Annotated in this window: 8 protein-coding genes and 2 tRNA genes; 1 reads left to right on the forward strand and 9 read right to left on the reverse strand. The window is 66.0% G+C overall.

The window, feature by feature from the left end:
* Positions 1–45: 45 nt before the first annotated feature.
* Complete coding sequence (adhE, locus tag E3T37_RS06770; RefSeq protein ID WP_134366043.1) at positions 46–2,766, forward strand: bifunctional acetaldehyde-CoA/alcohol dehydrogenase; 2,721 nt, start codon at positions 46–48, stop codon at positions 2,764–2,766.
* A 116-nt stretch (positions 2,767–2,882) separates the two neighbouring features.
* On the opposite strand, the gene E3T37_RS06775 is transcribed toward adhE, so the two are convergent.
* From E3T37_RS06775 to E3T37_RS06815, 9 genes are all read right to left on the reverse strand, one after another.
* Positions 2,883–3,680 (reverse strand): maleylpyruvate isomerase family mycothiol-dependent enzyme, encoded by a 798-nt coding sequence (locus tag E3T37_RS06775; protein WP_134366044.1) that lies wholly within the window; start codon positions 3,678–3,680, stop codon positions 2,883–2,885.
* A gap of 248 nt (positions 3,681–3,928) precedes the next feature.
* A complete protein-coding gene (locus E3T37_RS06780; RefSeq protein WP_134366045.1) occupies positions 3,929–4,708 on the reverse strand; it encodes an ATP-binding cassette domain-containing protein in 780 nt (259 codons plus the stop codon).
* Positions 4,705–5,745 carry an ABC transporter permease gene (locus E3T37_RS06785; protein WP_134366046.1) on the reverse strand — a complete coding sequence of 347 codons (1,041 nt, stop codon included), beginning with the start codon at positions 5,743–5,745 and terminating at the stop codon, positions 4,705–4,707. The genes E3T37_RS06780 and E3T37_RS06785 overlap by 4 nt, the downstream gene beginning before the upstream one ends.
* Positions 5,742–6,710, reverse strand: a complete 969-nt coding sequence (locus tag E3T37_RS06790) for a sugar ABC transporter substrate-binding protein (RefSeq protein WP_134366047.1) — start codon at positions 6,708–6,710, stop codon at positions 5,742–5,744. Before E3T37_RS06790 ends, E3T37_RS06785 begins: the two co-directional genes overlap by 4 nt.
* Before the next feature lie 130 nt (positions 6,711–6,840).
* Positions 6,841–6,917 (reverse strand) — tRNA-Met (locus E3T37_RS06795).
* A 48-nt stretch (positions 6,918–6,965) separates the two neighbouring features.
* On the reverse strand, positions 6,966–9,338 hold the full coding sequence (locus E3T37_RS06800) for an MMPL family transporter (RefSeq protein WP_134366048.1): 2,373 nt from the start codon (positions 9,336–9,338) through the stop codon (positions 6,966–6,968).
* Positions 9,339–9,349: 11 nt separating this feature from the next.
* Positions 9,350–9,426: transfer RNA gene (locus tag E3T37_RS06805), tRNA-Met, on the reverse strand.
* A 135-nt stretch (positions 9,427–9,561) separates the two neighbouring features.
* On the reverse strand, positions 9,562–12,456 hold the full coding sequence (locus E3T37_RS06810) for a UPF0182 family protein (protein ID WP_174235677.1): 2,895 nt from the start codon (positions 12,454–12,456) through the stop codon (positions 9,562–9,564).
* Between the two features lie 105 nt (positions 12,457–12,561).
* Entirely contained in the window at positions 12,562–13,665 is a 1,104-nt protein-coding gene (locus tag E3T37_RS06815; RefSeq protein ID WP_134366049.1) for a PDZ domain-containing protein, read from the reverse strand.
* Between the last annotated feature and the right edge of the window lie 62 nt (positions 13,666–13,727).

A 13,727-nucleotide genomic window follows, 5' to 3' on the forward strand; every position in this document is an offset into this window, starting at 1 on the left:
TCAAGAGGCGATAAGCCCAAGTTGGGCCGCCCGAAAAGGGACACCATGACGATAACTGACAAGCCAGTAACCGAGTCGCTCGCAACTCAAATTGATTCACTGGTTAAAGCCGCACAGGTCGCGCTTTTGGATTACGCGAATTTCACGCAAGAACAAATCGATCACATCGTTAAGAAAGCATCCGTAGCAGCCCTCAGCAAGCACGCTGAGCTGGCAGTTCACGCAGTCGAAGAGACTGGACGCGGCGTCTTCGAAGACAAGGCCGTGAAGAACCTCTTCGCTTGTGAGCACGTTACGAACTCCATGCAGAACCTTAAAACAGTCGGCGTTATCAGCCACGACGAAATTAGCGGCATCACCGAAATCGCCGAGCCGGTCGGTGTTATCTGCGGGATCACCCCCGTCACCAACTGCACCTCGACCGCGATCTTCAAATCGCTGATCGCGCTTAAGACCCGCAACCCGATCATCTTCGGCTTCCACCCGGCAGCACAGCAGTCCTCCGCGGCCGCTGCGCGCGTCGTGCGTGACGCCGCGATCGCAGCCGGCGCACCCGCGAACTGTATCCAGTGGATCGAAGTTCCCTCCCTCGAGGCCAGCACCCTGCTGATGAACCACCCGGGCGTGGCAACCATCCTCGCGACCGGTGGTAACGCCATGGTCCGCGCGGCCTACTCCTGTGGCAAGCCCGCCCTCGGCGTCGGTGCCGGCAACGTCCCGGCCTTCATCGAGAAGACGGCCAAGCTCAAGCGCGCCGTGAACGACGTCGTGCTCTCCAAGGCCTTCGACTACGGCATGATCTGCGCTTCGGAGCAGGCCGTCATCATCGAAGAGCCCCTCTACAACGAGGCCATGGTGGAATTCAAGCGCCTCCACGCCTACCTCGTGACCCCCGCCGAGAAGCTGCTCCTCGAAGACTTCATCTTCGGCGTCCAGGCCAACTCGACCAACTGCGGCGAGGCCAAGTTGAACGCCGCAGTCGTCGGCAAGTCGCCGGTCTGGATTGCCCAGCAGGCCGGATTCACGGTTCCCGAAGACACCTCGATCATCATGGTCGAGGTCAGCGGAGTCGGACCGCACGAGCCGATGACCCGCGAAAAGCTCGCGCCGGTTCTCGCCGTGCTGCACGCCAAGGACGCGGAAGAGGGCATCTCGCTCTCCGAGCAGATGGTTGAATTCGACGGCCTCGGCCACTCGGGCTCAATCCACAGCGAGGACCCGGCGATCATCGAGCAGTTCGGAATCCGCGTCAAGGCGGTCCGGATCATCACGAACGCACCGAGCTCGCTCGGTGGCATCGGCGACATCTACAACGCCTTCATCCCGTCGCTCACGCTCGGCTGTGGTTCGTACGGGCACAACTCCGTCTCGAACAACGTCTCGGCGATCAACCTCATCAACGTCAAGCGCATCGGCAGAAGGAACAACAACTTGCAGTGGTTCAAGGTTCCCGCGAAGACCTACTTCGAGCCGAACGCCATCCGTTACCTGTCGGACATGCGCAACGTGGAGCGCGTCACCATCGTGACCGACGCCACCATGACCAAGCTCGGCTTCGTCGACAAGATCCTTGACGTGCTCAACCGTCGCGAGAACCGCGTCTCCCTGCAGATCATCGACAACGTGCTCCCGGAGCCGACCGTCGCCGCCGTCACCAAGGGCGCAGAGGAAATGCGCGCCTTCAAGCCGGACACGATCATCGCCCTCGGCGGAGGTTCGCCGATGGACGCCGCCAAGGTGATGTGGCTGCTGTACGAACACCCCGAAATCGAATTCTCGGACATGAAGGAAAAGTTCTTCGACGTGCGCAAGCGCGCGTTCAAGTTCCCCGACCTGGGCGAACTGGCCAAGCTCGTCTGCATCCCGACTACCTCGGGTACCGGTTCTGAAATGACCCCCTTCGCCGTGATCACGGACGAGGTCAGCGGAGTGAAGTACCCGCTCGCCGACTACGCGCTCCTGCCGACCGTCGCCATCATCGACCCGTCGCTCACCGCAGCGATGCCGTCGTTCCTGGTCGCCGACTCGGGCTTCGACGCTCTGACGCACGCGACCGAGGCTTACGTCTCCGTCTACGCGAACGACTTCACCGACGGCCTGTGCCTGCACGCGATCAAGCTCATCTTCGAGAACATCGTCACGAGCGCCACCGGCACCTCGAACAGCACGGATGCCGCCGTGATCAAGTCGCGCGAGAAGATGCACAACGCCTCCTCGATCGCCGGTATGGCGTTCGGTAACGCGTTCCTGGGTATTTGCCACGCGATGGCTCACGTCACCGGTGCGCAGCTCCACCTCATCCACGGTCGGGTGAACGCAACGTACCTGCCGCACGTGATCCGTTACAACGGTCTCATCCCGACGAAGCTGACCAGCTGGCCCAAGTACGAGAGCTACATTGCTCCCGAGCGTTTCCAGCAGATCGCCAAGCACCTCGGCCTCCCGGCCTCGACGCCTGAAGAGGGCATCGAGTCCTACGCCCAGGCCGTCGAGAAGCTGCGCGACCAGGTCGGCATCAAGCCCTCCTTCCAGGCTCAGGGCGTCGATGAGCAGGACTTCATCGGTCGCCTCGATGCCCTCGCGATGGGCGCCTACGGCGACCAGTGTGCACCCGCCAACCCGCGGATGCCCATGCTCGCGGACATGAAGACGATCATGGAAGCCGCGTACTACGGCACCTCGTTCAACGAGGTCCGCGCCAACCGCGCGGCCGTCGCCGCCGCACCGGAGGAATCGAAGAAGCCGGCCCGCAAGGCAGGCAAGTAGTCTTCACCGCCTGATCGCACCACAAAGAACGGCCCCGCACCTGAACAGGTGCGGGGCCGTTCTTTAGGTGGCGTGTGCCGCCAGAGGATCAGTGCCAGCGGATCAGAGCTGGCGGATCAGAGCTGGCGGATCAGAGCTGGCGGATCGAGCCAGCGGGCCGCGATCGGGGTCTCCCCCGTGCTCGAGGTGACTCCGGCCGACCCTCGACCGGAGGCCCAGGCCGTCAGGTCGACCAGGGTGCCCGACACGATTTCGGGAGCGGCGGCATCCGTCGGGCCCATGCCTGTCGGGAGCATATCCGCCGGGCCTACCGACGAGTCCGGGGCATCGGTCACGACCAGGCGCCGGTTCGCGTCCTCGCCCCGGCCGGCCCACGTGCGCTGGATGTCGCCGAGCAGGCGGTTGAGGACGGCTGCGGGCACATCACGGAACGAGCCTCCCTCGTTCAGGTCGACCGCGTGCACCCACAATTCGCGGGTGCGCATCCAGACCGTGTCCGAGACCAGGATCATGGCCCCCTGGCCGTTACGCACCGGGTACATCCGGCGATCCTTCGGCAGATCCCGCCAGGCCCGCTCGAGGAGGCCCGCCGACTCGCTGAAGGAGACACAGAGTTCATCGGGGCGGAGCTTGCTGTCCTTCTCAATCTCATCGTTCCGCACGTCTGCGGACGCGTACATCACGGTCTCGACGCCGGTCTCGGCCCAGAGCAGTAATCGGGTCATGGCGCGGGCGTTGGATGCCAGGTGCGCGACGACATGGCGCCTCGACCAGCCCGGAAGCAGCGAGTCGCCATCGAGTTCTGCGTCGGTGAGCCGGCCCAGTATGCGGGCTACGGCGGCCGTGCCGTGCCCGGCGAGCTGCAACTGCGCCCCCCAGCCGGAGATCTCGGCCGAATCGTGTACTGCGCCCATGGGACTCCCATCGGTGGTGCGATGCTGTGCTATCCACGATAAGCGAGCCCGCATCGGCACCCAAGTCGTGTTCGGCCAGGTCGAGGTTCCCCAACGACCAGGCCAGACGAACGCATATCTCAGGCCGCGGCACCACGCCTCCCCGCGGGACGGCGAACCAATTCGACGGAGATTTTTTCGAAAGAGCCTGATTTTCGTCTATTTCAGTGTTTATATGCCCGATTCGGTGAAAATCTCCGTCGAATTGGTTAGGGGCGCGGGCGCTCCAGCTCGTGCGCCAGCGCCTCGAGTTCGGCGCCGCCGGCCATCAGCGCGGTCATCTCCTCGATCGTGATCTCGCTCTTCAGGAACGCGCCCAGGCTCGTGCCGCGGTTCAGCAGCAGGAAACGGTCCCCCACGGGGTACGCATGGTGCGGGTTGTGGGTGATGAAGACAACGCCGAGGCCGCGGTCCCTGGCCCGGGCGATATAGGTGAGAACGACGCCGGCCTGTTTCACGCCCAGGGCGGAGGTGGGCTCGTCCAGGATCACGACTTTCGCCCCGAAATACACGGCACGCGCGATCGCCACGGACTGCCGCTCACCGCCGGAGAGGGTGCCGATCGGCTGGTCGACGTCGCGCAGCTCGATCCCCATCCGGGCCAGTTCGAGCCTGGTGACCTCACGCATCCGCGCTGCGTCGAGACGCCGGAACGGGCCACGTCCGCGCGTCAGCTCCGACCCGAGGAAGAAATTGCGCCACACCGGCATCAGGGGCACCACGCCGAGATCCTGGTACACGGTCGCGATGCCGAGGTCGAGTGCCTCACGGGGGTTGCGGAACGTGCGGGCCTCACCGTAGGCGAGCAGGGTGCCCTCCGAGTGCGGGTGGGCACCGGACAGGATCTTGATCAGCGTCGATTTTCCCGCGCCGTTGTCGCCCAGCACGCACAAGACCTCCCCGGCGCCGACCGACGCCGAGACGCCCTGCAGGGCCTGCACCGTTCCGTAGGACTTGCCGATGTCCTTCACCTCGAGGAGCGCGCTCACGAGCGGACTCCGGTCTGCTTGCGAACGTACAGGTTCACCAGCACGGCGAGCAGCAGCATCCCGCCGAGGAATGCCTTGAGCCAGTTGTTGTCCCACTGGGCGAACACGATGCCCTGCAGTGTCATGCCGTAGATCAGGGCGCCCAGGGCCGCCCCGATGGCCGACCCGTAGCCGCCGGTGAGCAGGCAGCCGCCGACGACGGCGCAGATGATGTAGATGAACTCCTGGCCGATCCCGGTCGTGGCCTGAACGGTCGACACGTCGAAGAGCTGCAGCATGCCCACCAGCCAGGCGGCGCCGGCGGTGGTCATGAAGAGCCCCAGCTTGACCTTGAGCACCGGCACGCCGGCCTGGCGCGAACTCGTGGCCTGGCCGCCGACGGCGAAGATCCAGTTGCCGCCCCTCGTGCGCAGCAGGACCCAGGTCGCCAGCAGTGTTAGGGCCATCCACCAGACGATCGAAATCTTGACGTCCATGCCCAGGAAGGCGAAGGACGACCCGAAGAAGACCCTGACCTGGTCGAAACCGGGGACCGAGCCCATGCCCTGGATCGCGACGGTGCCCGTCACGAGCTTCGTCACGGCAAGGTTGCACCCCTGCAGGATGAAGAACGTGGCCAGGGTCACGATGAAGCTCGGCAGGCCGGTCTTCATGACGATGAAGGCGTTTGCGGCACCGATCAGGAGCGCCACCGCCAGGGCCAGGGCCATCGCCAGCCAGATGTTGACGCCCCACTCGGTGGTGAGCACGCCGACGATCAGACCGGCGGTCCCCGTCATCGCACCGGCGGACAGGTCGAACTCGCCGCCGATCATCAGCAGTGCCACGGCTACGGCCATGATGCCGAACAGCGACGCGGAGTACAGCCAGGTCGAGATGCCGGCCGGCGACAGAAAAGTCGGCGTCGATACCGAGAAGAAGGTGAAGACCGCGAGGGCCGCCACTGCGGCACCGACTTCGGGCCGGCGCAGCAGCGTCACGAGCGGATGCTGCCGCTTTCGCCGTTCGTTCGTCGCCGCGACTGCGGTGAGGGTCATCTGGTGCCGTTCTTCGCGAACCTGGCCACCTGCGCCGCGTTCTCCTTCGTGACGAAGCCCGGGCCGGAATACACGGGCAGGCCGCCGCCGACGACGTCACCGTTGCGCTTCTGCAGGGTGAGGAACATCACGGGCAGGTAGCCCTGCGAATAGGGCTGCTGGTCGACCGCGAACAGCATCTTGTCGTCGAGGATCAGCCGGGTGACATCGGCGGACACGTCGAATGTGGCCAGCGCGGCGGTGCTCTTGGCTTCGTCGATCGCCTGGCTCGCGGCCACGGCCACCCCGGTCTGCAGGGTCAGGACACCGTCGATCGTTGGGTCGGCCAGGAGTTTGCTCTTGATGGTGTTCTGGGCATCCGCGAGGTTCGCGATGTCGACCTGCACGTTGCTGACGGTTCCGCCGAGCGTGTCAGCCGCGCCCCGGCAGCGCTCTTCGAGCCCCGAGTTGCCGGCCTCGTGGATGACGCAGATCACGTTCTTGAGATCGGCCTTCTTCAGCTGTTCGCCGGCGCCCTGGCCCGCGATGAACTCGCTCTGGCCGACGTGGGTCTGCGCCCCGAACTCCAGGGACCTCTCCAGGCCGGAGTTGATGGTGATCACCGGGATCCCGGCGGCAACGGCCTTCTCGACGGCGCTCTTCACGCCGTCCGGGTTGGCCATGGAGACGATCAGCCCGTCGGGCTTGGCCGCGATGGCCGCCTCGATCAGCTGGCTCTGCTTGACCGGGTCACCGTCGCCTTGATAGGTGACGGTCGCTCCGAGGTCTGTGCCGGCCTGCTCCGCACCGCTCTTCACGACGTCCCAGAAAGAGTCACCCGGGGTCCCGTGGGTGACCACGGCGATGGTGGTCTTCTCCCCCGACGCCGATCCCGCGTCGTTCGGGGCTGTGCCCGTGACGGAACATCCCGCGAGTGCCAGCGGCACGACACACAGAGCGGCGAACAGGGTGATCTTGAGCTTCATGTCTGAAATTTCCCGACTGTCGAGCGGTGGCCTGAAACAGGCGGAGGTTCGCCGTCGACCTGGTGCATTACGAACTTACTGGACGATGAAAGCAGAAAAGCCCCCGGAACCGTGAGGTTCCGGGGGCTGGTGGTTGCGGGGGCAGGATTTGAACCTACGACCTCTGGGTTATGAGCCCAGCGAGCTACCGAACTGCTCCACCCCGCGTTACAAGATTTAACTTACCACAGCCTCGGGCAGGTCCGGTTCCTCGTCTCAGCCGTGGTGCCGGCGTTCGAGCGCAGCGCCCTCCACATCGACGTTCGGCATGATTCGGTCGAGCCAGCGCGGGAGCCACCACGCCGACCGGCCCAGCAGGTGCATCAGGGCCGGCATCAGCAGCATCCGCACCAGGAAAGCGTCGATGAGCACTCCCAGCTCCAGCCCGAAACCGATCGAGCGGATCATCGTCGACTCGGAGAAGACGAAGCCGCCGAAGACCGAGTCCATGATGAGCCCGGCAGCCGTGACCACCGAACGGCCGGCACGGAAGCCCCGGGCGACCGCGAGGCGGGCCGACGCACCGTGCACGTAGGCCTCGCGCATTCCGGGGGCCAGGAACAGCTGGTAGTCCATCGCCAGGCCGAAGAGAACACCGACGAGGATCACCGGCAGGAAGCTCAGGATCGGACCGGTGTGGACGCCGAGAACGTCCGAGAACCAGCCCCACTGGAAGACCGCGACTGTCGCGCCGTAGGTGGCGAACAACGACAGGATGAACCCGCCCGTCGCGATCACAGGCACCAGGATCGAGCGGAACACGAGGATCATGATCAGCAGGGACAGACCGACGACCACCGCGAGGTAGGTCGGAAGCACATCCGCGAGGTTCTCGGAGATGTCGATGTTGATGGCCGCCTGCCCCGCGACGCCGAGCGTGATGTCGCCGTCGACGGGCGGCATCGAGCGGATGTCCCGCACGAGCTGCTCGGTCGACTCACTGTTCGGTCCCGCGGCGGGCACGACCTGGAAGGCCGCGAGCCTTTTGTCCTTTGAAACGACGATCGGAGCGACCCCGACCACGTCGTTCTGCTCGGCGAGCGTGCGCGCGACGGTGACCTGGGCCTCGAGCTCCCGCGCGTCGTCGAGTCCCTCCGGCAGCGTGGCCGTGACGAGCAGCGGGCCGGTGGCTCCGGCCCCGAAGCTTTCCTCGGTGGCCATGAATGCCCGGTACGAGGCCGAGTCGACCGGCTCGGCCGAGCCGTCGGGCAGGCCGACCCGCATCGAGAGGGAGGGGATTGCGACGATCAGCAGGACCGCGCACGTTGCCAGCACGGTGACGACGGCGCGCCAGGTCCGCATCGGCTTCGCCCTGATGTCTTCGTGGTGCTCTTCACCGATGCGGGCGCGAGCGCGGCGGCCGAGCACGCGCTCACCGAGCAGTCCGAGGATCGCGGGGGTGAGGCTGATCGCGATGATCACGGCGACGGCCACGGCCACGGCGCCGACGGTGCCCATCAGGCCGAGGAAGGGAACGCCGGTGACGTTCAGGGCGAGCAGTGCCACGATGACCGTGGTCCCCGCGAAGACCACCGCATTACCGGCGGTGCCGTTCGCCAGTCCGATCGATTCACGCGGCTCGGCGCCCTGCAGCAGCTGCTTGCGGTGCCGATTGATCACGAAGAGGGAATAGTCGATGCCGACCGCGAGCCCGAGCATGACTCCGAGGAACGGGGTGACCGAGGCCATCGGCACGACCCCGGAGAACGCGAGCGCGCCGAGGGAGGCGATCGCGACGCCCACCAGCGCCGTGACGAGCGGCAGGGCTGCGGCGACCACCGAGCCGAGCATGACGAGCAGGATGATCCCCGCGAACTCGACGCCCACGATTTCACCGACGCCGATGAGCTGGGGAACGCTCTGCGCGATATCGGAGGAGAACGAGACCCGGGTGCCGTCGATCGGTTCGGAGTCGAAGTAGTCGATGACGGCCTGCTTGGACGTCTCCTCCAGCTTCAGGCGGGGTTCGGAGAACGCGACGTTCACGAGGGCGGCCGCGCCGTCCGCCGAAACCACGCGGATGCCCTCGGAGAGGTCAAGCAGCACGGCGCCGCGTTCGATCTTCTCCGTCTGAAGTTGGAGCTCCGCGCGCGAGGCATCGAGTGTGGCCTGCTGATCGTCCAGCTGCGGCACCCCGGCGCCGAGCTGCGCCTGCTGTGTCTCCAACGCGGACAGCTGTTCGGCGGGCAGGTTCGGCTGCTTCAAGGCCTGGTCAAGCTGGGTCTGCGCCGCGGCGAGCTGAGCGCGGGCAGCATCGAGCTGGGCCTGCCCTGCATCGAGCTGGGCGCGCCCGGCGCCGAGCTGGCTGCGCCCGTCGGCGATTTGCTGCACCCGGTCGGCCCGCTGCTGCTCGGCCTCGAACGGGTCGATGACGTCGGCGACGTCCGGCAGGTCGCCGCCGCCGGCGACGAGGGCGCTGATCTGCTCACGTTGCTCGCTGCTGAGCGCCGAGCCGTCCGTCGTCTCGAAGACCACGGTGCCGGACGCGCCGGCGAACTCGGGAAGCTGCTTCTCGAGCGCATCGATCACGGCGCCGGACGCGGTGCCGGGGACAAAAAAACCGGCCCAGCATTTCTGCTGGACCGGCATTTTTCTTGCGCTGGTTGCGGGGGCAGGATTTGAACCTACGACCTCTGGGTTATGAGCCCAGCGAGCTACCGAACTGCTCCACCCCGCGCTACAAGATCCAGTTTACCACAGCCTCGCAAGCGGTCGGACCACACCAGGGGTTCCAACGGATGCGCCGAGCGGGTGGTGCGCCGTTCCGCTCGTGGCAGGCCACGAGCGGAACGGCGCACCACCCGCTCTCGTACTACTGGCCGAGCAGCGTCAGCATCTGGCCGATCGCGTCGTTCAGCTTCTTGTCCGCCACCCCGTAGGCCGTGAAGTCACCGACGGCCAGCGCCGCCTGCTTGTCGGTCATGGCCAGCTTGGCCTCCGCGAGGAGGGACCGGAGCCGGGCATCCTTCACCGGGTCTCCGGTCGAGGTCGACGGGGTGGTGCCGGTCGTCGGGGTCTCACCCGTCGTCGGCGGCACCGAGGTGTCGCCGGCGTTCGCGCCGGACTCGCCACCGAACAGCACGTTCAGGGCCTTGTCGAGCGTGTCCTCGAACGCGATCTGGTCTCCGAACGCGACGAGCACCTTCTGCAACAGCGGGTAGCTGGTCTCACCCGTCGACTGCACGTAGACGGGCTGCACGTAGAGCAGACCTCCACCGACGGGCAGGGTGAGCAGGTTTCCGTTGAGCACCTTCGACTGGCCCTGCTTCAGCAGGTTCAGTTGGGTGGAGACGGTCGGGTCGGCGTTGAACTTGGCCTGAACCTGACCCGGGCCCGGCACGGTGACGTCCTTCGGCAGCGTGAGCAGCCTCATCTTGCCGTAGCCGTCCGCTCGCTGACCGTCCTTGGCCCCGGCATCCGCATCGACTGCCAGATAGCCGGTGAGCACGTTTCGGCTGGTCGCACCGCTCGCGTCGGGAATGAACGTCGAGTAGAGCGAGAACGACGGCGCATCAGAGCCCGGGACCTGCATGGTGAGGTAGTACGGCGGCTGAAGGGTCGTGTTCGTCGACGGGGACACCGGGTCGTTCGGGGTGGTCCATGCGTCGTCGACCGAGTAGAAGGACCCGGGGTCGGTGACGTGGTACTTGCCCAGGACCTTGCGCTGCACCTTGAACATGTCAGCCGGGTAGCGCACGTGGCTCATCAGTTCGCCGCTCATCTGGCTCATCGGCTTGATCGTGGCCGGGAAGATCTTCTGCCACGTCTTCAGAAGCGGATCTTCTTTGTCCCAGGCGTACAGGGTGACCGAGCCGTCGTAAGCGTCGACCGTGGCCTTGACCGAGTTGCGCATGTAGTTGATCTTGTCCAGGGCGAACGGCTGGGGCGGTGTTTCCGTGTCCGCGATCGCGTCGCTCAGACCCACCGAGGTGGAGTACGGGTAGCTGGCCGAGGTCGTGTAGCCGTCGACGATCCACTTGACCTTGCCGTCGACGATCGACGGGTAGGCGTCGGAGTCGAGGGTGAGGTACGGGGCGACTTTCTGCACCCGCGTGACCGGGTCGCGGTCGTAGAGGATCTGCGACTTCTCGTTCACGTCGTTGGCGAGGAAGATCTGCTCCGACTGGAACTTGAGAGCGTAGATCAGTTTGTTGAACGCGTTGTCGAGCTTCGGCCCGCCGTCACCGGTGAAGGTCGTGTAGGTCTGTTGGGCGCCCTCCGTGCCCGACGGGTAGTCCAGCTCGACCGGCTTGCTGCCCTCGGGCGCTCCGACGATGGAATAGGGAGCGGACGTCTCACCGAAGTAGATCCGCGGTTCATACTCGGGCAGTGAACCCTTGGTGGGGATGCCTGACTCGAGGAAGACCGGCTGGCCGTCGGCCGAACGCTGGTTGCCGTAGGCCGCGACGACCCCGTAGCCGTGCGTGTACACGACGGTGGAGTTGACCCAGGTGTTGCCGGCGTTCAGCCCGGACAATTTGAGGTCACGCACGGTGACCACGGTGTCCTGGGATTTCCCGTCGATCGTGTAGCGGTCCACGTCGAGGTTCTGCGGGAACTGGTAGTACTGCTTGAACTGCTCCAGCTGGGAGAACGCGTCGCTGACCAGGGCCGGGTCGAGGATGCGGATGTTCGCGGTCGTCTCCGCGTCGGAGCGGAGGGCGCCCGGCTCGGCCGTCGTGGTCGCGTTGTAGGGCACCTCCTTCACATCGGCCAGATCGTACGCATCCCGGGTGAGGTCGATGTTGCGCTGGATGTACTCACGCTCGAGCGTCTTGGCGCTCGGGTCGACCTGGAAGCGCTGCACGACCCACGGGTACAGGGAGCCGAGCAGAAGGCTGCTCACGATCAGCAGCGCGGTTCCGATCACCGGCAGACGCCAGCGGCCGATGACGGCCGTGACGAGGAACAGGATGGCGACGACGGCCGCGATGCCGGCCAGGATGGCCCGCCCGGGGATGGTGGCGTTGACGTCCGTGTAGCCGGCGCCGGTGATCAGGTCGTTCGTGTTGGTGAGCGTGGAGTACTGGTCCAGCCAGATACTCGCGGCCTGCAGCAGGAGGTAGACGCTGGCCGTGACCGCGATCTGGATGCGGGCAGCCTTGGAGACGAGCACATCGCGCCCGCTCACCCGGATCGAACCGTACAGGTAACTCGTGGCCGCCGCGACCAGGGTCGCGATGAGAACCACGGCCGAGGCGAAGCCGAGAACGGCCTGGAAGAAGGGCAGGTCGAACATGTAGAAGGAGACGTCGAATTTGAACTGGGGGTCGACCCGGCCGGTATCCGTGCGGTTCAGCCACATCAGCACGACCTGCCAGCGGGTCGCGGCGGCGACGCCGGCGAAGAGGCCGAGTAGGGCGGGGATGCCGTACATGGCCAGTCGGCGCAGCGGCTCGATGACCTGCTGGTAGCGGTCGAGCTGCGAGTTGAGCTTCGCGTACACGGGTCGGAACCGGTAGGCGATCTGGATGCTCACCCACACCGGCACGGCCATCGCCACGAAGCCGACGAGGAACAAAACGGCCCCGGCGATCCACTGCGTGGTCAGAACGCTGAGGAACCCGAGCTGGTCGAACCAGAGGACGTCGGCGTAGAACCCGGCGAACACGAAAAAGGCGATCACCAGCCCCGCGATGATCGCTGCCGTGATGGCAAGCGGAGCGCGACTCCGCTGGGGACTGCGTCCGGATGATTGTGACGTCACGAATTGGCCTCTTGATCTCGAAATCGGCGGTCAACCTTCATCTTAGACAGGCCCGCCGAACGAATACCCCACGTTCGCTGGGGGCTCACTCAACGTTCGCTGCTGCTAGGCGGCCGGGCACTGCGGCAGGGCTCCGGCGCCCTTTCCCGTGCGGATGGCGTCCAGCGCGGCCAGTGCGTCGTCGAGGGCGTCGACCGAGAAGACCGTCAGGCCGTCCGGAACATGCCCGGTGACCTCGTCGCAGTTGTCCTTGGGCGCCAGGAACCATTCCGCACCGGCCTCGCGCGCGCCGGTGAGCTTCTGCCGGATGCCGCCGATCGGCCCGACCTCACCGGCCTGATTGATCGTTCCGGTGCCCGCGACATCCGCCCCGCCCTGGATGGCGCCGGGGGTGAGCTTGTCGATGATGCCGAGAGCGAACATCATGCCCGCGCTGGGCCCGCCGACCTGGTCGAGCTGGATCTTCACGTCGAACGGGAACTCGTACTTGCTGGTCACGTTGATGCCGACCACCACGGCGTCGCCCGAGGCGATCGGGGTGACCCGCACGGTCAGGGTCTTGCCGTCGCGGAGGACGCCGATGGCGGCCGGGGCGTCCACCCCGTTGGCGGCCAGCGCGGAACGCAGCGCCGTGATGTCGGCCACGGCGGCGCCGTTCACCGAGACGACCTGGTCGCCGGTCATGATCAGGCCCGCGGCCGGGGAGTCTTTGGGCAACGACGCGACCTGGAGGATCGTCGGATAGTCGTAGCCGAGGTTGGTCAGCGCCGCGGCGATCGCATCCTGCTGCGAGTTCACCATCAGCGCCTGGTTCTCGTCTTCGCGTTCCTTTGTGGAGACGTCGGCCGGGAATGCGGCGTCGATCGGGATGACGGCCTGGGTCGGGTCCAGCCACGCCGCCGCGACCGTCAGCCAGCTCGGCCGGTTTTCGGGGTTGCCAACCAGCGAAACCGTCAGCAGGTCGAGTTGGCCCTCCGTCGGGTACACGGTCTCGTCCGGGATCGTGATCAGCGGAACGTCTTTGCCATTCTGCTCGGCCGTTCCGATGGTGTTGTAGACCGGGCCGGGCTTCTCGATCACGTACGGGGACGGCGTGATGGCCAGGATCAGGCCGATGGCCAGCGCAACGGAGATCGCCACCCAGCCCACCTTTCCGGCACGGTGAGACCGACCGGCCGGCAGCGACGAGTCTTCGGTGAAGAGGGCCACCGGGCTCCTTCCAGATCTGCGCTCGATGTTTGCGCTCGATGTTCGCGACAGGCGCACACCGG

The sequence above is a fragment of the Cryobacterium sp. TMT2-10 genome, from assembly GCF_004403075.1.
Classification (GTDB): Bacteria; Actinomycetota; Actinomycetes; order Actinomycetales; family Microbacteriaceae; genus Cryobacterium; species Cryobacterium shii.